Here is a 25,619-nt window from a genome sequence, read left to right as displayed (position 1 = left end):
GAGGGGGTAGAGCACTGATTGGGCTAGGGGGGCGACCTCCAACCCCAGTCAAACTCCGAATACCTCTACTCAAAGTGCAGGAGACAGACTGCGAGCGATAAGGTCCGTAGTCGAGAGGGAAACAGCCCAGACCACCAGCTAAGGGCCCAGAGAGATAGCTAAGTGTTAAAGGAAGTGGAGAGTCAAAGACAGCTAGGATGTTGGCTTAGAAGCAGCCATCATTAAAAGAGTGCGTAACAGCTCACTAGTCGAGACTCACCGCGCCGAAGATGTAAGGGGGCTAAAGCTATCCTCCGAAGCTGTGGAACAGGAAACTGTTGGTAGAGGAGCATTGTGTTGTAGGGAGAAGGCAGACCCGTGAGGGCTGTTGGACGAGACACAAGAGAGAATGCAGGCATGAGTAAACGAAAGGAGAGTGAGAATCTCTCCCCCCGAAAGCCTAAGGGTACCTGGGGAAGGTTCGTCCGCCCAGGGTTAGTCGAGACCCTAAGGGGAACCCGAAAGGGGTAACCGATGGGAAACCGGTTAATATTCCGGTACTGGCGTAGCATGAGTTTTGGGGTGTGACACAGGAGGATAGGCGTTGCGTACTAGTTGCATAGTGCGTCCAAGTTTCAAGTCCGAAGATCGCGGCAGGGAAATCCACCGCGGGAGGGTGAGGGACGAATGGGAGTTCCTTCGGGAGCAACAACGTTGAGTTCACACTGTCTAGAAAAGCATCGCAAAGCGTTTGAGTGCTAAGCCAATCGTTCTGAAAACCGACACAGGTAGGCAAGCTGAGAAGGCTAAGGGGAGCGGGATAACTCCTGTTAAGGAACTAGGCAAATTAGCCCCGTAACTTAGGGAGAAGGGGTACTCTGGTTGGTTAAGAGCTGACTGGAGTCGCAGTGACAAGGCAGCGGCGACTGTTTACCAAAAACACAGGGCTCTGCGAATTCGAGAAGAAGACGTATAGGGTCTGACGCCTGCCCAGTGCTGGAAGGTTAAGGGGAAAGGTTAGCGTAAGCGAAGCTTTGAACTGAAGCCCCAGTAAACGGCGGCCGTAACTATAACGGTCCTAAGGTAGCGAAATTCCTTGTCGGGTAAGTTCCGACCTGCACGAATGGCGTAACGATCGCTGCACTGTCTCAACAGGAGACCCGGTGAAATTTCAGTCTGGGTGAAGATGCCCAGGACTCGCAACTAGACGGAAAGACCCCATGGAGCTTTACTGTAGCTTGGTATTGTGCTTTGTTGTATGGTGTACAGGATAGGTAGGAGGCGTAGAACCCGGTTCGCCAGGATCGGGGGAGCCAACGGTGGGATACTACCCTCTATACAACGGAGTACTAACTTGAGAGTGTGGAGAGCACAACAAGGACATTGCTAAGTGGGCAGTTTGACTGGGGCGGTCGCCTCCAAAAGAGTAACGGAGGCGCGCTAAGGTTGGCTCAGGTTGGTTGGAAATCAACCATAGAGTGTAAGGGCAAAAGCCAGCTTGACTGTGAGACTGACAGGTCGAACAGGAGGGAAACCTGGCCCTAGTGACCCTGCGGCCCTGAGTGGAAAGGCCGTTGATCAACGGATAAAAGCTACCCTGGGGATAACAGGCTTATACTGCCCGAGAGTTCATATCGACGGCAGTGTTTGGCACCTCGATGTCGGCTCATCGCATCCTGGGGCTGGAGCAGGTCCCAAGGGTTAGGCTGTTCGCCTATTAAAGCGGTACGTGAGCTGGGTTCAGAACGTCGTGAGACAGTTCGGTCCCTATCTGTTGCGAGCGTAGGAGACTTGAGAAGGGTAGCCCCTAGTACGAGAGGACCGGGGTTAGTGAACCTCTAGTGAATCAGTTGTCGTGCAAGCGGCAGTAGCTGAGTAGCTACGTTCATGAGTGATAACCGCTGACAGCATCTAAGCGGGAAGCACGCTTCAAGACTAGGTCTCTCAGGATCGTTCGAGAAGAGGACGTAGATAGGCTGGAGATGTAAGCACTGTGAAGTGTTCAGTCGACCAGTACTAATAATCCGATTCCTTTACCTTAATTCCCTATGTACTCTTGAGTGAGCAGATATTCTGGGTGAAGATACCGGGGCGGGAAACACCCGGCTCCATACCGAACCCGGCAGTTAAGCCGTCTCGGGCCGATGGTAGTATGTGGGCAACTGCATGCGAGAGTAGGTATCGCCCAGATGTTATACAAGAGGAGAGTCTTTTTGACTCTCCTTTTTGTTTGAAACCGTGGTCGGTGGTAGTAGGTAGGGGGTTCGTAAGAACAAGTAAAACTAATCCACCGTTGACGGTCCGCCGTCCTCGGATAAGAGAGAAAGAACAGAAGTGATGCGGCGAAAAGCATCGCCGGAAGTGAGGCTCGCATGCGCGAGGAAGTGATGCCCGGAGAAACGTCCGGGGAAGTGATGCTGCTTCGCAGGAGGGAAAAAGATCCAGTCTGCTGTCGCAGGCCGCATGCAGTGTGACTGCCCACCGAAGGTTACTAGCCTCTCTCTAATAAGTGCTATAATCACGATTGGGAGGGATATCCATGCCTGATAGATCCCAGGATTGGTTACGTCAAGCAAAAAGAGATCTTGAACACGCTCGAGAGTCTGCTGTTAATGGCAAACACGAATGGGCATGCTTTGCGGCACAGCAGGCCGCTGAAAAAGCCGTAAAGGCTCTCCATCTTTCTTTGGGACAGGAAGCGTGGGGACACATGGTAAGCAAACTGATTCAAGAACTCCCTGAGGGAACTGACTTGCCCGCTGAGTTATTGGATAAGGCGAGAATACTTGACAATTCATACATACCTGCGAGATATCCAAATGGTCATCCCGAAGGCTCTCCTTTTGAGTATTTCGGAAGCAAGCAAAGTAAGGAGGCTATTGCATATGCCGGTGAGATCGTTGAATTCGTCAATAATGAAATGGCCAAGCAAAAAGGCTGTAATTGATTCACTTGATAAGTGGTCAGAAACCTTGAAGCGAGATTCCAACATTCTCAGCATCGGTTACTTCGGTTCCTACGCTCGGGGCGACAATGGAGTGGGAAGCGACCTTGATTTGATTGTCATAGTCAAAGACTCCAAAGCTCCTTTTGGGAAGCGAGGAACAGAATGGGATTTAACAATGTTACCGGTTCCGGTCGATCTTCTGATCTACACTCTGGACGAGTGGAATGAACTAAACAAAGAACTGTCTTACTTCATTAAAAGATTGAGAGAAGAAGTCAAATGGATCTTCATGAAAGATGATTCATTGAACCTGTAGAAAGGATCTTTGCTTCGATCAATCTCACCGATGTTATCGGTAGAAGTTAGAACCCCTGCTTGTTGACAAAGTGAGATAGGCCACTCAAATGGCATGCTTTAGTACCTTACCCTTTCTCTTACTCCTCCCGATATTTGTAACCCGCTCTTTCCAACCCGATTCCGATGTTCGCTCTCCCAGCTCCTTGATTTCAAGAGAAACTGGTTAGCCGTTGAGTGGTTCCCCGTTCGTCGAGAAGAGCCGCTTCCCGCTTGCTAAGACACGCTGAACGCTGAAAAGAGCATCGAGATTCTGAAACAAGTTCAGAATGACGGGATGTGACGTTTTCGGAAAGCCCGTCGGGATGCTGAAACTAGTTCAGATGACGCTATGTGACGTTTTCGGAGAACCCTCCAGGATGCTGAAACAAGTTCAGACACGATGTGACATGTTCGTAATCACCTAACACTGTCATCCCGAACTTGTTTCGGGATCTGGGCTTATGAGAAACGAAAGCGTAGAGGTTAGAGGTCAGTGGTCAGAGGTTGGAAGAGCAAGAGAGTGGTCACCGTTCGTCAAGGAGAAGTTGTTCGTTCCAGAGAGAGGATCTGTTCTTCATGCTCTTTCGAAGGATGGGTCCATGATCTTGGACAAAGGACGAGGGACGGTTCTTTACTGCGGCCAGCGGGTTTTTGCTCTTAAGCGCACAGCGGCTCTTTCGAAGGACGGATCCACAATCTCGAAGGGACGCTTCTTTACTTTAGGGCTTGCAACTTAGAACAGACAACTTGCAACTGTTCTCGCCCGCGTAGCGAAACTGGCCTCGCCAGAGGTGAGACGGGCCGCATGCAGTGTGACTGGCCACCGAAGGTTACTAGCCTCTCTCTAATAAGTGCTATAATCACGATTGGGAGGGATATCCATGCCTGATAGATCCCAGGATTGGTTACGTCAAGCAAAAAGAGATCTTGAACACGCTCGAGAGTCTGCTGTTAATGGCAAACACGAATGGGCATGCTTTGCGGCACAGCAGGCTGCTGAAAAAGCCGTAAAGGCTTTCCATCTTTCTTTGGGACAGGAAGCGTGGGGACACATGGTAAGCAAACTGATTCAAGAACTCCCTGAGGGAATTGACTTGCCCGCTGAGTTATTGGATAAGGCAAGAATTCTTGACAATTCATACATTCCTGCGAGATATCCAAATGGTCATCCCGAAGGCTCTCCTTTTGAGTATTTCGGAAGCAAGCAAAGTAAGGAGGCTATTGCATATGCCGGTGAGATCGTTGAATTCGTCAATAATGAAATGGCCAAGCAAAGAGGCTGTAGTTGATTCACTTAATAAGTGGTCAGAAACCTTGAAGCGAGATTCCAACATTCTCAGCATCGGTTACTTCGGTTCCTACGCTCGTGGCGACAATGGAGTGGGAAGCGACCTTGATTTGATTGTCATAGTCAAAGACTCCAAAGCTCCTTTTGGGAAGCGAGGAACAGAATGGGATTTAGCAATGTTACCGGTTCCGGTCGATCTTCTGATCTACACTCTGGACGAGTGGAATGAACTAAACAAAGAACTGTCTTACTTCATTAAAAGATTGGGAGAAGAAGTCAAGTGGATCTTCATGAAAGATGATTCATTGAACCTGTAGAAAGGATCTTTGCTTCGATCAATCTCACCGATGTTATCGGTAGAAGTTAGAACCCCTGCTTGTTGACAAAGTGAGATAGGCCACTCAAATGGCATGCTTTAGTACCTTACCCTTTCTCTTACTCCTCCCGATATTTGTAACCCGCTCTTTCCAACCTGATTCCGATGTTCGCTCTCCCAGCTCCTTGATTTCAAGAGAAACTGGTTAGCCGTTGAGTGGTTCCCCGTTCGCCGAGAAGAGCCGCTTCCCGCTTGCTAAGACACGCTGAACGCTGAAAAGAGCATCGTGATTCTGAAACAAGTTCAGATGACGCGATTTGACGTTTTCGGAAAGCCCGCCGGAATGCTGAAACAAGTTCAGACACGATGTGACATATTCGTAATCACCTAACACTGTCATCCCGAACTTGTTTCGGGATCCGGGCTTATGAGAAACCGTGGTCGGGGATAGCGGGTAGGGGGTTCGTAAGAGCAAGAGAAACTGGTTAGCCGTTGAGTGGTTCCCCGTTCGCCGAGAAGAGCCGCTTCCCGCTTGCTAAGACACGCTGAACGCTGAAAAGAGCATCGTGATTCTGAATCAAGTTCAGAATGACGCAATTTGACGTTTTCGGAAAGCTCGCCGGAATGCTGAAACATGTTCAGACACGATGTGACATATTCGTAATCACCTAACACTGTCATCCCGAACTTGTTTCGGGATCTGCTCTCCGATCCAATCGAAGGACGGGTCCATGCTCTTGGACGATGGACCAGGGACGGGTTTTCTAAGAATGACGGTGTGTGGCGTTCTCGTAATCACCTAGCACTGTCATCCCGGGCTTGACCCGGGATCTCGTTTTTGACCTTATCGAAGGATGATGTCTTTCGCGGGAGACGGAAGATCGTCGACAGAAACGTTGTCTTCAGCAGCGTACAGCGTTTTCTAGTCGAGCGGGCTGTTTCTTGCGCATTTGTTCTCACACAACCTCGGAACCCTTCGAAATCTTCACGACTGTTTTTTCACTTGATTGCGTCAGTCACATCTATGTAATTCTGTTCGTGGCTCATATTCTAAAATTTTTTGTTCCCGCTTGAGAAATCAATTCTATCAAGCTCTACTTTTCTTATGTTCAAGTCCTCGTAAGTTCTGTAATAGTAGACTCTGTTGGTCAAATCCGTTACTGCCGACCAGTAAGCTATGTCTCTTGAAATTACTATTCCGAGCTCTTCATTGACTACGAGGCCTTCAGGAATATCCTGAGCGTTGAGGATATGCCATGCTAGTGTGACGGCCGATTCAGCATTAGCCGGTTTCACTTCTCCGTGAGAATAGAAGGCGGCCCTCACAAATCGGCTTGGAGATGTGTTGTCCCCAGGAAGCCCAAGCAATCCAGTTCCATTTCCCGTTGCCCTAATTTCAAAATCACCTAACTTTGAACTCTTGATGTTTGCGGGAGTCAGGTTTACGTAGTTCGAGAGATTCTGAAGATGCCAGTCGAATGTGGGATTGTTTGTAATTACTCCAAGCGGATTTTCATGAATGTTCAGCTCACCATCAACGTATTCTATTACAATGCATCCGCCATGCGCATCATAGACAATATAGTGAAGGGGCATCATAGTAGACTCCGTTATCATAATGGTAAGCCCATACACCCGGATATCATCTAGCGCCGATTTTACTTCTTTCACTGTTGCAAAGTTTTCAAGGATCCAGCCTATCACATCATAATGAGATATGGTTGACTTGTAGAGGTCTTTTTCGAGCGGCTGATGCCCGGCACAGCCCGTAAAGTAGAATCCTCCGCACGCGAGACCGACTTGGTTTATTCCATCTGCAACCAGATTCATACCAAGGGAGTTGGCCCCAACGTAACCGTACTTCACGTTCCAGCTCAGGCCCTCCCAACCCGTCGTAAGTGCGGTCATAAAAGTATCTCTGGGTGCGACGACAATCTTGCTTCCAAGATCGAATTCGAACTCGAGAGTCCTTGCAGCAACAACAGCACCATCTTTCGAAATCACTCTGAACCCGGTGCACCCAATCGAAGCAACAGTTAGCAAGACGAAGAAAAGAGCGCACATTGGAAGTCTCTTCATTGCAAACATCCCCTTTCTGTGTTTTGATGGCCTTATCTCTCGCTTCTCTAAAGACAGCAATATATACATTAGGGGCACTTTCTGACTTCTATATTGAAGAATGATTGGAAAAAACAAAAAATTCAGCGCACCCCCATTGACAACCAACTGTGCTAGTTGATATAGTACAGTTAAGATAGTCAGTGAGGAGTGAATTCTATGTTAGACGAAGCGATCAAAGTTAAGAACCTCAGAAAGACCTACGGAAATTTCGAGGCTGTAAAAGGGATAAATCTCTCCCTTGTACCCGGAAAAGTCAACGCTCTCTTGGGACCTAACGGTGCCGGAAAGACCACAACTCTAAAATCAATTCTTGGCCTTGTTCATTATTCAGGAGAGATAACGATCCTTGGAGAGAAAATCGATGTCGCCCGAGAGAGAATATCATTCGTCCCAGAAGACAAAAGCTTCTATGACAGCCTGACTCCGGAAAAGGCAATTAAGATGTGTTCAATGCTCATGAGCAATTTCTCCGCAGAAAAGGCTGCTAAACAGATGAAGGACTTTGATCTACCGATGAATAAGAAGATATCTGCTTTCTCTCACGGCATGAAGACATCTACTTATCTGGCAATCGCAATGGCTCAGGATGCCGATATCTTCATCTTCGACGAACCAACCTGGGGCCTCGATCCTTTGAGGAGAGACGAAGTGCTCGAGATGATAAGCACGTTATCAGAAAGGGGGAAGACAGTTCTCTACACCTCACACATTATTCCGGAGGTGGAGAAGATAGCCGATGTCTTTTCGATCATGTACAAAGGCGTAATTCTCTACACAGGAGAAATGAAGGGATTGGACGATAGGTTTGCTCTTTACTCTCTTCCTTTGAAAACGGCAATCGATAAGAATGACCTCACCGCCGTTGTTAAGGAGGCAAATGTATTGAAAGTTCTCACCGATAACCCTAAAGAGATTGCGAGACTGAAGGAGATAGAGGGATCAAAAAGAGAAGAGGTTAATCTTGAATCCTTCTTCGGGACTATAGTAAGGGGGAATAAGCATGTTCTATAAGGAAATTCATGAAATGAAATTGAGAGTAATAATCATGTTCATCGTTTTGCTGGTCTCATTGGTAACAACTGTTGCTCTAAGACCTTATGCAGCACAGATGATGGAAGAAATGACCGCTCAACTCGAAGAGATGCCTGATTTTCTTAAGAGCCTTATGGGTGACGTTTCCGGTCTCACGAGACTTAATGACGACAACTACTATCTGTTGAGTCAGTGGCACGGAAAGAACTATGGGCAGTTCCTTCCCTTCGTTGTTCTGTTAATCGCCTTCCCCATATTCGCTAAGGAATTCGACAAGAAGACAATCTACTTCCTGCTTTCTAGAAAGAATAGGAACGAAGTCTTCAGGACGAAGTATCTGGCGGGACTCGGAGCCGTACTGATAATAACAACTGTCCTGTCCTTGCTCGGTCCAATAGCGATGAATCTCGCCGGTTACAGCACGGCGTTTGGCGATACACTGAAGGTGCTGCTCCAACAGCTGGTGGGAGCCTCATTCTTCTACTCATTATTTACGATGATTTCAATGAGTAGAGATCAGGTTAAACCAGTCGTCGCCGGAATACTAATTGTTCTAGGATTGCCAATACTCGGCATGATTGACGCACTCTCCTGGCTGAATCCCTATCCTTTTATACTGGGATCGAGTGTGGCTCAGAAGGGAACTATCGACTGGATCTATCTAGTCTCATTGCTGGCAGCGACAGTAGTGCTAACCGTAATTGATTACAAGGTCTTTGAAAAGAAAGAAGTATGAGAAACATACCGTTCCTGGCAGAATGAAGAACGGAGAATAGCAAACCAACTACACAAACACAGGAGATGAACTCTTCGCGAGCGAAACTAACTATTGCTGTTTGCCAGGCGCTGTGAAGTCACGGAGTTGAAGGTCAATGATCCGTAGTTCTCTAAAGCCAAGATCTGAGAAAGAGGAAGCTCAAGATTCTGAAACAAGTTCAGAATGACGCGATGTGACATATTCACAATCACCTAACACTGTCATCCCGGACTTGATCCGGGATCTCGATGAGGAAGCTCAAGATGCTGAAACAAGTTCAGCATGACGCGATATGACGTTTTCGCGAAAGGCGTTTAGAAGTTGAAACAAGTTCAGATGACAGCGGGTATTGGGTCTAGGGTCTAGGGTTTGGCGAACAAAAGCAGCCTGAACCGCTCAGAATTATCAGCGCTAGTGAGGACGTCATCCCGAACTTGTTTCGGGATCTGCTCTCCGATCCAATCGAAGGACGGGTCCATGATCTCGAAGGGAGGTTTCTTTAAAGCGGTCAGCGGGTTTTTGCTCTTAAGCGCACAGCGGCTCTTTCGAAGGACGGGTTCATGCTCTTGGACGAGGGACGTTTTCCTTAAGGATGATGAGATGTGAGGATCTTAGAATGGTTTTATTTTCAGGCCTCTACCCTCACACCTCTTACCTCTGGATTGATTTTGATCCAATCCAAGGACGGTTCTTTTTGCGAAGCGTCACTAACATGGCTGAGGCAATACAGAAGGTGATAATGTGTGGTTTGACATCGATATAAGGTCCTCGTTACCAATATATGATCAAATCAAGAGGGGGGTGAGGGAAGAGATCCTTAAGGAGAGACTTAAGGAAGGGGATACTCTTCCCTCAATCCGTGAAATGGCCTCTCAAATAAGGGTGAATCCCAACACTGTCGCCAGGGCTTACAGGGAACTAGAAATGGAAGGCATAATCATGGCGAGACAGGGTTTGGGGTATATAGTAGTCAGTAACAGAGATCAGGTCAGAGACTCTGTCTTTGATAATCTCTCTGCTGAACTAAGGGAGCCCCTACTACGCATGAAGAAATCGGGAATCTCTCTGGAGAGGCTCCTGGAGGTGATTGAGAAGATATGGAAAGAGATCAATTGACTCTGAGAATCAGAAATCTCCAAAAGACTTACAGTGGAAATGTGGAGGCTGTCCGCGGAATAGATGTCGGTGTTGAAAACCAGCGAATATATGCCCTGCTAGGTCCAAACGGAGCGGGAAAGACCACCGTTTTGAAATCTATACTCGGCCTGGTAAAGTATTCCGGCTCAGTTGAGGTTTTTGGCAGACCAATAGAGGAAGTCAGAGAGCGAATCTCGTTCGTTCCGGAGGAGAAGAATCTTTACGAGAACCTCGATATAGAATCAACACTTAGACTGAGCAGCAGAATCTCTCCGAGATTCAACGAAAAACAGGCTCGAGAACTGATTGAGAACTACAAGCTGCCCTACAGGAAGAAGATCAGAACGTTTTCAAATGGTATGAGGACGGCTCTTTATCTCGCTGTTGCTCTATCGACAGATGCGGATCTATACATCCTCGACGAGCCGACATGGGGCCTCGATCCAATATTGAGAGACGATACGCTTGAACTGATAAGGGAGAAAGTGATCCTCGGAAAGACAGTTATCTACACATCCCATGTCATTCCAGAGGTCGAAAAGATAGCCGATGAGTTCTCGATCATGGTTAGTGGAAAGATAAAGTATACCGGTAATCTGGATGGGATCAAAGAGAAGTACAGAGTAATTAAAATGCCGCTGAAGGACAAAACAAAACTGAGTTCCGAAAGATGTCTCGCTGTGGCAAAAGAGATAAACAGACTATCTATGATAGTTGAATACTCGGAAGCGACGAAAGAATACTACAAGAACGATGAAGCTGCCATTTCGATCCCTGATCTGGAAGAGTTTTTCCAGATCCTCGTAAGGAGCGAGAATGGCAATTCCCTGTGAGGACAGGAGGTTTGGAAAGTGATTGAGATAAGAGATTTGACAAAGATTTACAGCGGAAGCGTCAAGGCTCTTGACAGCATTTCATTGACGGTTAACAAAGGGGAGATTTTTGGCTTCCTGGGGCCCAACGGTGCCGGAAAGACGACGACAATCAAGATGATCGTCGGGTTGTTGCAGCCAACATCAGGAAGTATTTCAATAGACGATATAGATGTGGTGAAGCGCCCAGTTGAAGCAAAATCTAAGATAGGCTATGTTGCGGATGAACCACTTGTAATGGATAAGATTACGGGTGTTCAGTATCTGAACCTTATCTCAGATGTGTTTCAAGTCCCACCAAAGACCCGTGCCGAGAGGGCGTCTAAGCTTCTGCAGAATTTCAAGCTCTCAGATGCAATCAAAGATCCAGTATCTACATACTCCCATGGGATGAAACAGAAGCTTTCGCTGATTGCCGCATTGATCCATAATCCCGATCTCTGGATACTGGACGAACCGATAGTCGGCCTCGATCCGGAATCGGCGTTCATTCTCAAACAAATGATGAGAAACCACGTGAAGGCAGGAAATACGGTATTCTTCTCCACTCATGTCATGGAAGTGGCAGAAAGAATTTGCGACAGGATAGGAATAATAAACAAAGGAAAGCTTGAGTTTGTAGGCACCGTTGAAGAGCTTAGGAAGCTCCGAGGCCAGGGGAGCCTTGAAGAACTCTTCCTGGAGGTGACGGGTAGTGAGACCGAAAATGGTGATTTCGCTTACCTCGACGCTGATTAACGCTCACTACAACATACCTAGGTCTCTATACCACTTCAAGAAAAGAGAAAGACTCTGGGAACCGGCATTAATAATAGGCGTGGTACTCTTGATGGTCTTTTCTCTTGGGCCTCTTTACATGAGTCTGCTGAACACAATGTACGATCAGTATGAAGTTGCTGGAATGAGGCAGCTCTTTCTGGCTGGACCGTTTCTCATAGCGAATCTATTCGGGCTGATAATGGGCGTTTTTCTTATGATAAGCACTTTTTTCTTCGGGGATGACATGAGCGTCCTGATACCCCTGCCCTTAAAGTCAACCGAGGTACTGATGTCGAAGTTCCTGGTTGTGCTTGTGGATCTCATGGTAATTTCGATCGCGGTCATTCTTCCTGCCTACATTCTCTACGGGATCAGATCTGGAGCCGGTATTTCATACTGGATATTCATGGTCATAATCTTTCTACTCAGTCAGGTATTGCCCATAATGCTCTCGGCGATAATCGTTCTGCCGCTTTCGAGACTCTTCCGCTTCAAGAGATACAGAGACAGCATCGTCTATCTGATCAGCGCGCTTGTAGTTATAGGCTTCCTTGTTTTCGTTTCCCTTACCAGCAGGGTTGACCCGAACATGAGCGCAGAGGAGTTCGCGAAAATATTCTCGAGCGAAGATGCAATACTAAACAGGACGGCCGGGGCATATCCGCCGACTATACTCGTTACGAAGGCCCTGAGCAAACCCTTCTTAGAGGGTTTACTGTGGTTGCTTGCCTTCATTGGCCTGCACGCTGCCGCTCTCGGAATCTTTCTCTTCTTTGGTCACAAATTTTACTACTCGGTCTATTCGAGTTTCCAAGAGAATTTTGCCAAACGGTCGAAACTTAAAGAAGGGGAGATAGCCGGTCTGATGGGCTTACAACAGACAAAGTTCTCTGCTCTCTACAAAAGAGAATGGTGGTACTTCCTGAAGGTCCCTGCATTCGCCTTCAACGGATTCGGAAATGTACTCGTCTTCCCAATCCTGCTGGTCATTGCGGCTGTTGCCGGACAAACCGATCAGTTAGGTCAGATGCTGGACCAGTTTCAGCAGTACAAGCCAGTCTTTGTCCCAGTCGGCGCACTGGTCGCAGCCGTTGCAGGAGGAATAAACGGCCTTGCCTCCTCTATGTTTAGCAGAGAAGGAGATTTGATCAGGGAGCTGAAGGTTCTTCCCGTTGACGTAAATGAAATCGTGAAAGTCAAATTCCTTCATATCGAGACGCTTAGTTTGATAGGCCCGGCATTCGGTGCAGTCGCTCTTAGTCTGATACTTGGTCTGTCTTTCGTACAAGCGCTTGTTGTATTTGTTGTCGGAGGATTGACTCTCACATTCTTGAACATCCTGCAAATGATAATCGACTCGATAAAGCCGATCCTTGAATGGGAGAACCCTCAGAGAGCCATGAAGCAAAACGTCAACGTCGCACTTTCGATTCCGGTCGTCTTTGGTTATGTGGGCGGTTTTGGATATCTCGCATTCTTACTGAAGGACAACGTATCCGGGACAATTATGACTATCATATTGACCGCGATCGCTTTAGTTGGTATTGTAGTCACGTGGCCTATACTTATCAAGAAAGCGAACAGGCTTTTTGCTAGAGATTTGTGAAAGACCGTGGTTGTGGTAGCAGGTAGCGGGTTCGTAAGAGGAGCAAGAGAAAGAGGGTTGCCGTTGAGCGGTTCTCTGTTCTCCGAGAAGAAGTTGTTCGTTCCAGAGCGAGGATCTGTTCTTCGTTCTTGGTTAAGATCAAAAACCAAGAGCTGGATGCTGAAACAAGTTCAGCATTACGCGATGTGACATATTCACAATCGCCTAAAACTGTCATCCCGGACTTGATCCGGGATCTGGGCTTATGAGAAACCGTGGTCGGTGGTAGCAGGTAGGGGGTTTGTAAGAGCAAGAGAAACTGGTTGATCGTTGAGCGGTTCTCCGTTCTCCGAGAAGACTATGGGCGACTAGAAAGAAGGATCGAGATTCTGAAACAAGTTCAGAATGACTGTTTGTGACGTATTCGGAGAACCCTCCGGGATGCTTAAACAAGTTCAGAATGACATGATGTGCCGTTTTCGCAATTACCTAACACTGTCATCCCGAACTTGTCTCGGGATCTAGACTTAAATACTCGAACTTAAATTAGACGAACTGTGCAACTGTTCTATTAAACGGAGGTTGAAGCATGGCAAAACACCATCAGAAAACAATAGAAGAGGTCATAAAAGAACTCGGATCAAGCTCAAACGAGGGGCTCTCCGGGGCAAAGGCAAAGGAGAGAATAGAACAGTATGGCTTGAACGAGCTTACAGAGAAGAACAGGCGCAGCGCATGGAAGATTCTTCTTTCACAGCTAAAATCTGTGATGGTAATAATCCTGATTGTTGCTTCGGTGATTACGGCCTTCGTCGGTGAATTAAGGGATACGATAGTAATTCTTGCGATTGTAGCCCTGAACACCATCCTGGGGTTCACTCAAGAATACAGAGCCGAAAAGGCAATGGCCGCATTGAAGAAGATGTCCGTGCCCAGAGTGAAGGTCAGGCGGGACGGAAAGATCGTGGAGATAAACTCAACAGAGATTGTTCCCGGAGATATTGTGATTCTAGAGGCCGGAAATATCGTGCCGGCAGATATGCGGCTTATCGAGGCAACCAATCTGAAGATTCAGGAGTCAGCTCTTACTGGCGAATCGGAGGCAGTGGAGAAGACTACTAAACCTATCGAAGAAGAGAACCCCTCTCTTGGTGACCGCAAAAACATGGCGTATTCCGGGACGGTTGTCACTTACGGCCGCGGAGTCGGAATAGTGACGGCAACTGGAATGGAGACCGAACTCGGGAAGATTGCAGCAATGCTTCAAGATACTGCCGAGACCCAGACCCCGTTACAGAAGAATATCGACCAGCTCGGTAAGATTCTTGCCTTGATCGCGCTAGGAATAGTGGGTGTGATCTTCGTAATGGGCTTGCTGAGGGGCGAAGATCTAGAGCTGATGTTCATGACTGCAGTCTCTTTCGCAGTGGCCGCGGTTCCAGAAGGTCTTCCAACAGTTGTTACTATTGCGCTGGCTTTAGGCGCCCAACGGATGTTGAAGAAGAATGCTCTTGTTCGGAAACTGATGGCCGTCGAGACGCTTGGTTCAGTTACCGTAATCTGTTCCGACAAGACGGGAACGATTACCGAGAACAGAATGAAAGTGACAGTCGTAGAGATGGCCGGACGGACACTGGACTTTGGAAAAGAAAATGAACCCGATCCCGAGGCCCTTCCCGAAGACGACAATAAATCCTTTGAAATAATGCTCACTGCGGCCGCGCTATGCAACGATGCCGAGATCAAACCTCCCGTCCACAAAAAGCAGCAGGTAGATGTGATCGGTGATCCGACGGAGGGCGCGCTAGTATATGCGGCTTACAGAGTCGGCATCGAGAAAAGCGACCTCGAACAGGCAATGCCCAGGATCCTGGAGATCCCCTTCGATTCGGAGCGAAAGAGGATGACAACTATCCACGAGATCAAGTCGAATCCAAAGGGTAAGATTCCTGCAGACGTTCCGGAACACCTTCGAGAAAACGCTGTCGATCAATATGTTGCATTTACCAAGGGAGCCGTCGATTCTCTCGTTGAAGTCTGTGACAGAGTGCTGGAAGGTGACGAGATACATGAGTTAGATGATGAATGGAAGAGAAGAATCATAGAGACAAACAACAACCTTGCGGCAAATGGAATGAGGGTTCTTGGAGTAGCCTTCAGGCCAGTAAACTCCGCGGAAGTCGAAGACAAAAAGGTCGAAGAGAGAAATCTCATTTTCACCGGTATATTTGGAATGATGGATCCCGCAAGAGAAGGCGTCAAAGAATCGATAATGACCGCCCGTGAAGCAGGTATAAGGCCGATTATGATTACGGGTGACCATCCCCTGACAGCCGGTTATATAGCAGAGAGCCTCACCATAGTTGACGACAAGTCGAACGTCAAGATGGGTCGAGAAATCGAAAACCTTACGGAGGAGGAGCTCGACAGAGTGACCGCAGAAACCTCGGTATATGCCCGAGTCGCACCGGAACACAAGCTGAAGATCGTCGACTCTCTTCAGAGACAGGGAAATGTCGTCGCCATGACGGGTGATGGCGTTAATGACGCCCCCGCTCTCAAACAGGCCGACATAGGGATCGCTATGGGCATAACGGGGACTGACGTAACAAAGGAGGTCGCCGATATGGTTCTCATCGACGATAACTTCACCACGATCGTCTCGGCCATTCGTGAAGGAAGGACAATCTTCGACAACATACACAAGTTCATAAGGTACATCCTGGCGTCGAACTTCGGAGAGATATGGATAATGCTTCTCGGACCATTCTTTGGTATCTCACTCCCCCTGGCGCCCCTTCAGATACTCTGGCTCAACCTGGTCACGGACGGAGTCCCCGCATTGGCGCTCGCAGTTGAACCACCGGAAAAGGATATAATGAAGCGTCCACCCAACCCGACGAAGGAACACGTCCTGGCAAACGGAAGATGGAATGTAATCCTTATCGGGCTACTGCTCTCCGCCTTCTCTCTTGGCGTTGGGTTGGTTTACTGGATGAACGATATCAACGGGCCGTGGAGAACGATGTTGTTTTCAACCCTTGTCTTCTCTCAGCTCTTCTTTGCATTGTCTGTGAGATCAAGAACGAAATCGATCTTCAACGCACCGTTCAAAGAGAATCCTTATCTAATGTATGCAGTACTGGCGAGCTTCGGGCTTCAGCTGGCCGTCATATATGTGCCCTTTATGCAGGGGCTCTTCTCCACACAGGCTCTGGGTGTATGGGATCTTCTCCTGTCGTTAGCCCTAGGTAGCGCGATCCTTTGGATATACGAAATCAAGAAGCTGGTTACAAGAAAAAGGCAGTAGACAATGGTTGTCCGTAGAAGGTTCGCCGTTATCTGAAATAGATCAATTGCAAGTTCCAAGATGCAAGTTGTGAGTTGCATGTGCGAATAAATTCCATCCAAGCGGATGTAGGGGCGTGCGGCGGCACGCCCGCTATTAAGAATCAATCTTCCCAAGGATAAAGATCGTCCTCTTCAATAGTTGAACGAACCAAATTCTGGCCAGAAGTATGCCAGAATGACACGAAGGCTGTCATCCCGAACTTGATCCGGGATCTGGTCCTATGAAAAAACGTGGTCGGGGATAGCGGCTAGGGGGTTGGAAAGAACGGAATAAGACGCAAGGCGCCGAAAAGCATCGGCGGACGCAAGGCTGGGAAGAACATCCCAGGTCGCAGTGCCCGCTTCGCGGGGAAAGAGCCGATTTTCGCTTTTGAGATAACTCCTGCATTGAGAAGAGCAGTTCCAAGTTGTGAGTTGCATGTGCAAATAAATTCGTTCCAAACGGATGTAGGGGCGTGCGGCTGCACGCCCGCTATCAATAATGATCAGTCTTCCCAAGGATAAAGATCGTCCTCTTCAATAGTTGAACGAACCAAATTCTGGCCAGAATCATGCCAGAATGACCTGAAGGACTTTCATCCCGAACTTGTTTCGGGATCTGGGCTTATGAAAAAACCGTGGTCGCTGGTAGCAGGTAGGGGGTTTGTAAGAGCAAGAGAAACTGGTTGACCGTTGAGCGGTTCTCCCTTATCCGAGGAAAAGCTGAAGGTGACTAAAAGAAAGGATCGAGATTCTGAATCAAGTTCAGAATGACGGGATGTGACGTTTTCGTAATCGCCTAACATTGTCATCCCGAACTTGTTTCGGGATCTGCTCTTGAACCAATCGAAGACACCGGTTGGTTGTTGCTGGTTGAAAAAACTTGAGGCACGAGATTCTGAAACAAGTTCAGATGACGGCAATCATACAAGTTACTATGGAAAGTAGAGAGGGCCTTCAGGGAACTGAAGAGCGGACTCGATCTTCGCCCCATATACCATTACACAGACACGAGGGTGAAGGGACACATAATGATCTGTTTCCTTGCACTAGTAATGGAGACTGCCTTATGCAGAAAGCTGAAAGAGATTGGAAGTACTTTTTCTTACGCAGAAATACTCGAAGACTTGACAGAGATAAGAGCAGTTGAGATAACGGTAGAAAACAAACGCTTTCTTGCAAGGACTGAAAGGATGGGCAATGCTTACGACGCTTTCAAAGCTCTCAAGATAAGACCGCCGGATCTACTCAAAGAGATTGCATAATAGACCACTCGGGTGGTACGTCTGTCTTTCTTTTCATTTTTTCCCTTGTTTGGCTGTTTTCAGATTTCTTGCTGTCAAAGTTGAGACTGAGGAGCACCAGTGGACGCAAGGCTGGCGAAGAACATGCCAGGACGCAATGCCCACTTTGCGGGGAAGATCTTCAAAGCCATTCTGCTAACGCAGCCCAGTCGCACTTCGTGCAGCCGGCCTTTGCGAAGCAAAGACTCCCAACCGAAGGTGCCTTGCCTGCGTTGCCTGACTAGCTTCAAAGTCGCCTGTTACCGAAAGCATAATTGAAACCACCGACTGTGTCCTGCAACAATATTCGGGATCTAGCTCCTTCAACTATCCTAAGACGAAAGCAACGGAGCCTCACTGGGCGGATTATTCTCTTCCTTACACTGCAACTTGCATCTGATCTATTTCGGAGAACGGTTTACCGGTTACGGAGAACGATTATTGCCCAACAGAATTCCTTCTAAAATGGTAATATATAGTAAGTAAATCTAACAAAGAAGGGCTTCCGGTTGAGAAAGAGAATCGTATTACTGCTCACTTATACATTCATTACCACGATAACCATCTCTATGTATCGTGTTGTCTATAATCTTTATCTGAGAGAAATCGGTTTCTCCAATGCCCTAATTGGCAACGTCACTTCTGCTCAACTGTGGGGCTCGGCGATCATTGGATTGCTGGCAGCGATACTCGCAGACACCGTGGGGAAGAAGAAGATCCTCTTTCTATCGGCGATTGTAGTTCCCGTTTCCGGAATAGCGCTAGCCTTTGTTGTCGACCCGACTTTCATCCTCGTTTTGTCATTCATCAAGGGTGGTTTCACAGTAACTGCCTTTACAGTCGTAATGGCGACAATGACAAGCGTAACAAAAACGGGAAACAGGGCAAAGGTCTTCGGTCTGAATTTCGGGATAAACATGGCAAGCGGAGTCATCGGAAATTTTATTGGCGGAGCCTTTGGAGATCTCTTTGGTCTTCAAACAACTCTGATAATCTCTATGGTCGCCCATGTACCGGCAATCATACCTGTCATAAAGCTCGAAATGACGGAATCGAGATCCAGGTTGAAGGAACTCTTCAACTTTTCGGGGCTTCAGCCCGACCAGAGAAAGGTGCTTACCTACTACTTCATATCCACGGCAACTGTGGGTTTCGGAGCAGGGCTCTTCATTCACTTTGGAAATCTCATATTCAAGGACTTATTCAACATGTCGGCAACAGGTATAGGAATTGCCTTGTCAATTGCGCAGCTTGGAACTGCAGCCGGTTCCACACTCTCGCACAAGCTGGGCAAACGCTTTGGAGCACTGAAGTTCAACCTGACAATGCAGTTGCTTGTTATCCCGTTGATGCTCTCTCTAGTGATTGTGAGAGAGCCGATTCTTTTTACGATACTCTATGCCTTCAGATTCGTCTTCATGAACATAACCAACCCGATAATGACGTCAATAATATTTTCGTATGTTCCAGATTCGAAGCTATCAACAGTATCGGGAATCAACGGCTTTCTGAACAATACTGTGCGGGCCGTAGCTGCGATGATCTTTGGGTTAATAGTAGGTACTTCTATCAGCGGTTATACCGAGTTGTTCTTGCTGAGTACAGCCTTCTACGCGGCAAATGCTTTCATCATCTTCCTGTTCTATCGGGATTTCAAGAACGAACCGAGAGTTCTGGAACTGTATGATTCGAAGAGAACTAGCTGAAGTGAGTTGTGGGTTGTCCGTTGCGGGTTGTAGGTGAAAACCAGAGCCATTGACGAGAGTTCTTCGAAGATCAATTATTATCTACGGTTCTTGGTTCTCATAATCTACCCCGAGGACCTTATTATTACCCATAAGTCAAGGAGCTAATAGCAAATAATATCATGCTCCTTTCTCTCTCGCCGATGTACGCTGTATATGGCTCCTGATAACCCTCACCTTAAGTCCTCCCTTGAGGGAGGAGGGCCACGTAGTGGCGCAGGATGTTTTGAAGTCTGTACCGTTTTGTGCGCAGAGATTCTGACCAGGAACTTCGTCAGAATGACGTAAAGAAGGTGAGTAACATGAAACAAGAGAAGTCTGTCATCCCAAGTCACTGAATTCAACCCCTTACTCTGTCAGCCTATAGACCTGCCCTGAAATGCTCCTGTTCAGGGTCTCTTCGCAGGATCTGGGTCTATGATCTATAAGACCGTTACTTTTGCTCCGCTATCATTACTCTTTCGGGCGAACTGCCGTTCGCCCCTACAAAAGAACTGCATAATCGTCTGGAATTATCATCCCGTAGCATTTCGAATAGGGGACTGACGAGCTCCTGACGTCTGTCCCCGTCTATTCCGAGAACTGACAACCCCAGACCCGGTTCTCCGTATGTGAGGTCCCTCTTTTCGCGCGGTTCTCTTTCGGGCGAACTGCCGTTCGCCCCTACAAAGGGACTGCATAATCGTCTGAACTTGTCATCCTGTAAAGCCTGCCCCAATGAGCCTGCCCTGAAATGCTCCTGTTCAGGGTCTCTTCGCAGGATCTGGGTCTATGATTTATGAGACCGTTACTTTTGCTCCGCTATCATTACTCTTTCGGGCGAACTGCCGTTCGCCCCTACAAAAGAACTGCATAATCGTCTGGAATTGTCATCCCGTAGCATTTCGAATAGGGGACTGACGAGCTCCTGACGTCTGTCCCCGTCTATTCCGCTAGAACCGACAACCCCAGACCCGGTTCTCCGTATGTGAGGTCCCTCTTTTCGCGCGGTTCTCTTTCGGGCGAACAGCCGTTCGCCCCTACAAAAGAACTGCATAATCGTCTGAACTTGTCATCTCGTAGCAGTTTATCGTAAGTCCCTCACTACGTCTTCCCAAAGCTGATGTACCCTTGCGCAAATCAATCCCTTTTTTGAGTTTTCATAACCCGGTTTTGATACCCGTTCCTACTAACATGACCCTTATAACCTGCTCTTTCTTGCGCCATCTAAAGACGGCTCTTCTCAGCGAGCAGCGTCTCTTGGCAACTGTACAGCGATTCTTAATCGAAATGCCGAAACAAGTTTGGAATAAGGATTTGTGGGCTAATGCGGAGAACGGAGAACCGTTGACGGAGAACCTGAAAATGCCTCCTGGCGCGTAAGCACAAACATCATTTACCCGTAAAGCGGGCCTCACTTCCACTGACGCTCTTGGCCCATGCCAGTCCCTATTCTCGCTGAATTCCACAGTCTTGTATCGCCGAGTTTCTAGAATGTGCTTTCTCGTTTCTTATCTTCTCATGGAAACAACCGGCCGGGATCACGGAAGCTCGTTTCACGCTTTTTCCTTCAATAGTGAAACTCACTTCAATGATTTTCGCCTAACAGCAAAGAAAGCATGTGCTCAAGACATCCAAGGCTCTTGAGATGCTATAACTATCAATCGGGAAGGTTTTCTCTTTCCCCTTGCTAGTAAGATTCACGTAGATTGATTATACTGCTCTTGAAATTGTGAGTTACCAACTCATCGAATAATGCAGTGACGAGATTTTGTCATGTAACTCCCGAAAGCTAAATCGATAGATGGTTATAGAGACTAACGCTTCGAAAAAGAAACAAATACCGCTTGATTTTGGCACAGCATTGCTTAATAACCATTGTTACGAAACCACCATAATGATAGGAGGGGTATAATGAAAAACAGAAAAAGAGGATTTTCTCTGGTTGAACTACTTATCGTTCTAGCAGTTATCGCTGCATTAATCGCCACAATTACACCTGTCGCGCTAAATGCTATCAGGAAGTCACAGGCCACGAAGGTTGCGCAGAATATTAAGACCCTTGCAGCCGCTATAGAGAATGCAGCATATGTAAATGGTGTAACAACCAATAATGAAATCAAACGTGATACTGACAATGCATTCACAGCAACAACTGATATTGAGTTCCTTGGGAGAGATATCGATGCTGATTCTTACGGCGTTTGGTATAGTTGGGATGATGCTAATGACAGATTCAGTGTAGCGGTTCTAACAAATGAAACTGTAGACGCTGATACTGCTGCAAGCGTTCTGGACGGTTTGACTACAGCAAATATGGTTGCCTCCGAATATAGTTTTACTTTGGGCATAAATGCCAACACAAGTAATGCTCTAGTATACACTTTTACTTTCGATGTTTACTGACCTTAATTAGTTGAGTTGAAATGCCCTCTTCGGAGGGCTTTTATTTTTTTGAAACTATCTATGGGAGATTCAGATTGACTGATCTGCACTCCCATGACGAATTTCAGCCTACGTCGCTTCTTTTTGATTTGAAGATACTTCCACATAATCTGTGCTTTTCAGCAAATTACTCTAAGACAACTAGCATCAATAGCACACGAATGATTTAATTTTAGAAAGGCTTTTCGAGATGTTTAATGAGGGAGCTCTGAATACGTACAGTTTTTCTGAATCCGATTGGCATAGTGTTAGTCTGCCGGAGGAATGCGAGACGAGGAAATGAGCAGATCATCTGGTTTTGAAGAGGTAAGTGAGAGAACTCAGTCAACGCGCATGAAAAGGAGCGGAGGCTCTACAGTAGATCTGGTCTGCAAAATATCAAGTATTGTAAACCACTGCAGCGGTCGAAATGAGCTTTCTAAAAGAATACGAGATAGTCTTATCGAAACACTCGGTTATCTCGATGCGAAGATCTTCTTTAGCGATGAGATCGTTTATTATGTGGATTCGAGCAATCAGATAGTTAATAATTCATACGATTATTCTCCGACCGAAAATATACCTGCTTGCGCCCGCGATTTTCTGAAGAGCGATAAACTACTCTCAATCGATTCTGCCTGTAAAGAACACGACTGCCCACTTAAGTCATCGAACTTAGAGAACGAGCATAGGTTCTCATTCAAACTGGAAACAGAAGAGAAGACCTATGGGGTCCTCTGCGTTAATACTCTGGAACATTTGACAATGGACAGTGAAGAGTTTCAGCTTCTGAAATGGATTTCAAGCGAAATCGCATATGCTCTTAAGAGAATCGAAAGAGAGGATTATCTAAAGACTGCGAAGGGAGAGCTTCAAAAAAGCAAGAAGAGTCTGATAAATCTGTTCAACGAGAATTTATCAATTACGATCGTTCTCGATCCAGAAACTCGAAGATTCGTGAATGCTAACGATGCAGCTCTGAATTTCTACGGCTGGGATAAAAAAACTCTTCTGTATAAACGCATTGAGGATGTAAACACTCTTCCTGCGGAAACACTTGCCGAAGAAATGAAGAAGGCTTTCAATAGGGAAAAGATAAAGTTCGATTTCAAACATAGACTTGCAGACGGCTCCGTGAGAGATGTAGAGGCATTCAGCAAGAGGGTGGAAATAGATGGACATGATCGAATACTTTCGATTATCCACGACGTGACGGATCGAAAGGTTGCCGAGAGGGAACTTCAAAGAACCGTGGGAGAACTGAAAAAGATTACTCTTACCGTCATTAACGCGCTTGAAGTGACTATGAATCTGCGGGATCCTTACACCGCGGGTCACCAGGCAAGGGTAACCGCACTGGCAATGGCAATAGCCGAGAGACTGTCTCTCGATGAAGAGAGACGGGATGCGCTACGTTTCGCTTCGATGATCCACGACGTCGGAAAGATAAAGGTTCCGTCGGAGATTCTGAACAAACCGGGAAAACTTAACAGGCTTGAGTTCGCAATGATCAAGGAACATCCTCTGGTTGGCAGGAATCTCTTCACGGAAGTTGATTTCAAAGTTCCCATATCGGAAATCATCTACCAGCATCATGAACGTTTTTTGAGAAACCGTGGTACGTGGTAGCAGGTAGGGGGTTCGTAAGAACAAGAGAAACTGGTTGACCGTTGAAAGGTTCTCCGTTCTCAGAAAAGAACGGTTGCAAGTTCCAAGTTGTGAGTTGCATGTGAGAATAAATTCGATCCAAACGGATGTAGGGGCGTGCGGCGGCACGCCCGCTATTAAGGATCAGTCTTCCCAAGGATAAAGATCGTCCTCTTCAATAGTTGAACGAGCCAAATTCTGGCCAGAAGCATGCCAGAATGACCTGAAGGGCTGTCATCCCGAACTTGTTTCGGGATCTGGGTTTTTGAGAAACCGTGGTACGTGGTAGCAGGTAGGGGGTTCGTAAGAACAAGAGAAACTGGTTGACCGTTGAAAGGTTCTCCGTTCTCAGAAAAGAACGGTTACAAGTTCCAAGTAGTGGTGTTGCATGTGCGAATAAATTCGATCCAAACGGTTGTAGGGGCGTGCGGCGACACGCCCGCTATTAAGGATCAATCTTCCCAAGGATAGAGATCGTCCTCTTCAATAGTTGAACGAGCCAAATTCTGGCCAGAAGCATGTCAGAATGACGCAAAGGACTGTCATCCCGAACTTGTTTCGGGATCTGGGTTTTTGAAGACGTGGTCGGGGGTAGTCGGTTGCGGGTTGGAAAGAACAAAGGATCAGTTCCAAGTTGTGAGTTGCATGTGCAAATAAATTCGATCCAAACGGATGTAGGGGCGTGCGGCGGCACGCCCGCTATTAAGGATCAATCTTCCCAAGGATAGAGATCGTCCTCTTCAATAGTTGAACGAGCCTGACTTGTCTTTCTGTCGGGATTCTCTCTGTCTATCTGCCATCTCAAGGGGTTATTCTCAATGTACTCACGAATTCGATTCAGTTCTTTCTCACTGCGGATGATATGTTCATAGTAATTTCGTTGCCAAATAGATTTCCCGTGTGTGCCGCGCAGTTCGTTCGCTCGAACCGTTGCAGCTGCTTTGAAGCCTGAGACGAAAGAACCAATCGTCTTTGGTTTTATAGTTCTTCTTCCTGCTTCCAAACAGTTGCTGACAATCTCCCCTTCGCCTCCATGTATCGCTACAATCCCGTGCAGATGATTTGGCATTATCACAAACGTATCTAGTTCGATTTCCTTTCTGACTTCTGCAGATCTTAGCCACTCTTCAACAACGATTTTGCCAATGCTACTCAAGATTACTCTGCCATCAACCATGGCTCCCAACAAACATTGCCTACGATGCGTACATATTGTCAAGAAATACGCTCCGGTTCGAGAATAATCATACTCCTTCAGTCTAATTGACCGCCTTTTGACAAGTCTTTCATTGTGTTCCAAAACGCAACCCTCCGAGATCTTTTTGCGCTCACGGGCGAACAGCCGTTCGCCCCTACAAAAGGAAATCGACACACTATTCTATAATACCGCTGCACGATTAAGAAAGAGGACCCTTATCGCTGGAAGAACCGCTTGTTTGAAACACTTTAGGCTAATGGTTCAGAGAAACAATAAGAAGTAGAGTGACGTGAAAAAAATGGCCATCATCCCAAGTCACTCATACCGACCCCTTACTTTGTTATCCTCGTGCTTCTGCACAGGACCTGGGTCTATGGTCTATCAGACCGTTACTTTTGTTCCGCTATCATTACTCTTTTGGGCGAACAGCCGTTCGCCCCTACAGAAAGAAATCGACACACTATTCTATAATACCGCTGCACGATTAAGAACGAGGACCCTTATCGCTGGAAAAACCGCTTGTTTGAAACGATGTAGGCTTATCGCTCAGAAAAACAATAAGAAATGCATGATTCTGAATCGGATCACAGATCAAGAGGATCGTCTACCGGCTCTTCACTTTCTTCCTGGCGCGGAAGCGCCAGCATCACTTCCTGCGGTAGTACCATATCTTTTTCTCCTCTTGCTCGAAGTGCGGAGAATCGTTTACGGTGAATCGGCAAATGCCTCCACCCGAAGGCGAGACTGGCTTCTATGGGATTAGACGGGTACAGACGTCAGGAGCTCGTCAGTCCCCTGTGGCTCTTGTTTCCTAATCAGTACTCTTTTGGGCGAACAGCCGTTCGCCCCTACAAAAGAACTGCATAATCGTCCGGAATTGTCAT

Annotated in this window: 17 protein-coding genes, 2 rRNA genes and 1 pseudogene; 18 read left to right on the top strand and 2 right to left on the bottom strand. The window is 47.1% G+C overall.

All coding sequences use genetic code 11. The features are described 5' to 3' along the window. From V513_RS10685 to V513_RS10655, 7 genes are all read left to right on the top strand, one after another. A 23S ribosomal RNA gene (locus V513_RS10685) occupies positions 1-2,019 on the top strand; the annotation flags it as partial. Between the two features lie 33 nt (positions 2,020-2,052). Next, a 5S ribosomal RNA gene (gene rrf / locus V513_RS10680) occupies positions 2,053-2,169 on the top strand. Positions 2,170-2,518: 349 nt separating this feature from the next. Continuing rightward, positions 2,519-2,926 (top strand): HEPN domain-containing protein, encoded by a 408-nt coding sequence (locus tag V513_RS10675; protein WP_014730096.1) that lies wholly within the window; start codon positions 2,519-2,521, stop codon positions 2,924-2,926. Next, positions 2,865-3,242: a nucleotidyltransferase domain-containing protein gene (locus V513_RS10670; protein ID WP_099772743.1), complete on the top strand. Its 378-nt coding sequence runs from the start codon at positions 2,865-2,867 to the stop codon at positions 3,240-3,242. Before V513_RS10675 ends, V513_RS10670 begins: the two co-directional genes overlap by 62 nt. A gap of 481 nt (positions 3,243-3,723) precedes the next feature. After that, positions 3,724-3,999 carry a hypothetical protein gene (locus tag V513_RS10665; protein WP_099772742.1) on the top strand — a complete coding sequence of 92 codons (276 nt, stop codon included), beginning with the start codon at positions 3,724-3,726 and terminating at the stop codon, positions 3,997-3,999. Between the two features lie 144 nt (positions 4,000-4,143). After that, entirely contained in the window at positions 4,144-4,551 is a 408-nt protein-coding gene (locus V513_RS10660) for a HEPN domain-containing protein (RefSeq protein WP_099772741.1), read from the top strand. Beyond that, the gene (locus tag V513_RS10655; RefSeq protein ID WP_099772740.1) at positions 4,490-4,867 is read left to right on the top strand and encodes a nucleotidyltransferase domain-containing protein; all 378 of its coding nucleotides are present in this window, start codon (positions 4,490-4,492) and stop codon (positions 4,865-4,867) included. The genes V513_RS10660 and V513_RS10655 overlap by 62 nt, the downstream gene beginning before the upstream one ends. A 1,049-nt stretch (positions 4,868-5,916) precedes the next feature. On the opposite strand, the gene V513_RS10650 is transcribed toward V513_RS10655, so the two are convergent. Next, positions 5,917-6,945, bottom strand: a complete 1,029-nt coding sequence (locus tag V513_RS10650; RefSeq protein ID WP_257212075.1) for a choloylglycine hydrolase family protein — start codon at positions 6,943-6,945, stop codon at positions 5,917-5,919. Between the two features lie 198 nt (positions 6,946-7,143). Here V513_RS10650 and V513_RS10645 point away from each other — a divergent pair, with 198 nt between their 5' ends. The 11 genes and pseudogenes from V513_RS10645 to V513_RS10590 all read left to right on the top strand — a co-directional run bounded on the left by V513_RS10645 (position 7,144) and on the right by V513_RS10590 (position 23,519). Then, complete coding sequence (locus tag V513_RS10645) at positions 7,144-7,998, top strand: ABC transporter ATP-binding protein (RefSeq protein ID WP_099772739.1); 855 nt, start codon at positions 7,144-7,146, stop codon at positions 7,996-7,998. Next, positions 7,988-8,755: an ABC transporter permease subunit gene (locus V513_RS10640; protein ID WP_099772738.1), complete on the top strand. Its 768-nt coding sequence runs from the start codon at positions 7,988-7,990 to the stop codon at positions 8,753-8,755. Before V513_RS10645 ends, V513_RS10640 begins: the two co-directional genes overlap by 11 nt. A gap of 762 nt (positions 8,756-9,517) precedes the next feature. After that, positions 9,518-9,892, top strand: coding sequence for a GntR family transcriptional regulator (locus tag V513_RS10635; RefSeq protein ID WP_099772737.1), 375 nt, complete (start codon positions 9,518-9,520; stop codon positions 9,890-9,892). Then, positions 9,874-10,746, top strand: coding sequence for an ABC transporter ATP-binding protein (locus V513_RS10630; RefSeq protein ID WP_099772736.1), 873 nt, complete (start codon positions 9,874-9,876; stop codon positions 10,744-10,746). Before V513_RS10635 ends, V513_RS10630 begins: the two co-directional genes overlap by 19 nt. A gap of 18 nt (positions 10,747-10,764) precedes the next feature. Then, entirely contained in the window at positions 10,765-11,523 is a 759-nt protein-coding gene (locus V513_RS10625) for an ABC transporter ATP-binding protein (RefSeq protein ID WP_099772735.1), read from the top strand. After that, positions 11,480-13,150, top strand: coding sequence for a putative ABC transporter permease subunit (locus V513_RS10620; protein ID WP_099772734.1), 1,671 nt, complete (start codon positions 11,480-11,482; stop codon positions 13,148-13,150). Before V513_RS10625 ends, V513_RS10620 begins: the two co-directional genes overlap by 44 nt. A 568-nt stretch (positions 13,151-13,718) precedes the next feature. Beyond that, complete coding sequence (locus V513_RS10615; RefSeq protein WP_099772733.1) at positions 13,719-16,439, top strand: cation-translocating P-type ATPase; 2,721 nt, start codon at positions 13,719-13,721, stop codon at positions 16,437-16,439. Positions 16,440-17,379: 940 nt separating this feature from the next. Continuing rightward, a pseudogene (locus V513_RS10605) lies at positions 17,380-17,724 on the top strand (IS1634 family transposase); the annotation flags it as partial. 527 nt (positions 17,725-18,251) lie between these two features. Continuing rightward, on the top strand, positions 18,252-19,448 hold the full coding sequence (locus tag V513_RS10600; RefSeq protein ID WP_099772731.1) for an MFS transporter: 1,197 nt from the start codon (positions 18,252-18,254) through the stop codon (positions 19,446-19,448). A 1,932-nt stretch (positions 19,449-21,380) separates the two neighbouring features. After that, positions 21,381-21,872, top strand: coding sequence for a type II secretion system protein (locus V513_RS10595; RefSeq protein WP_099772730.1), 492 nt, complete (start codon positions 21,381-21,383; stop codon positions 21,870-21,872). 303 nt (positions 21,873-22,175) lie between these two features. Then, complete coding sequence (locus tag V513_RS10590; protein ID WP_099772729.1) at positions 22,176-23,519, top strand: HD domain-containing phosphohydrolase; 1,344 nt, start codon at positions 22,176-22,178, stop codon at positions 23,517-23,519. A 727-nt stretch (positions 23,520-24,246) separates the two neighbouring features. Here the strand turns inward: V513_RS10590 and V513_RS10585 are convergent. Then, positions 24,247-24,837: a transposase gene (locus tag V513_RS10585; protein WP_099772728.1), complete on the bottom strand. Its 591-nt coding sequence runs from the start codon at positions 24,835-24,837 to the stop codon at positions 24,247-24,249. Positions 24,838-25,619 lie beyond the last annotated feature (782 nt).

Source organism: Mesotoga sp. H07.pep.5.3, from assembly GCF_002752615.1.
In the GTDB taxonomy this organism is placed as follows: domain Bacteria; phylum Thermotogota; class Thermotogae; order Petrotogales; family Kosmotogaceae; genus Mesotoga; species Mesotoga prima.
This window is presented reverse-complemented; position numbering and strand designations above follow the sequence as displayed.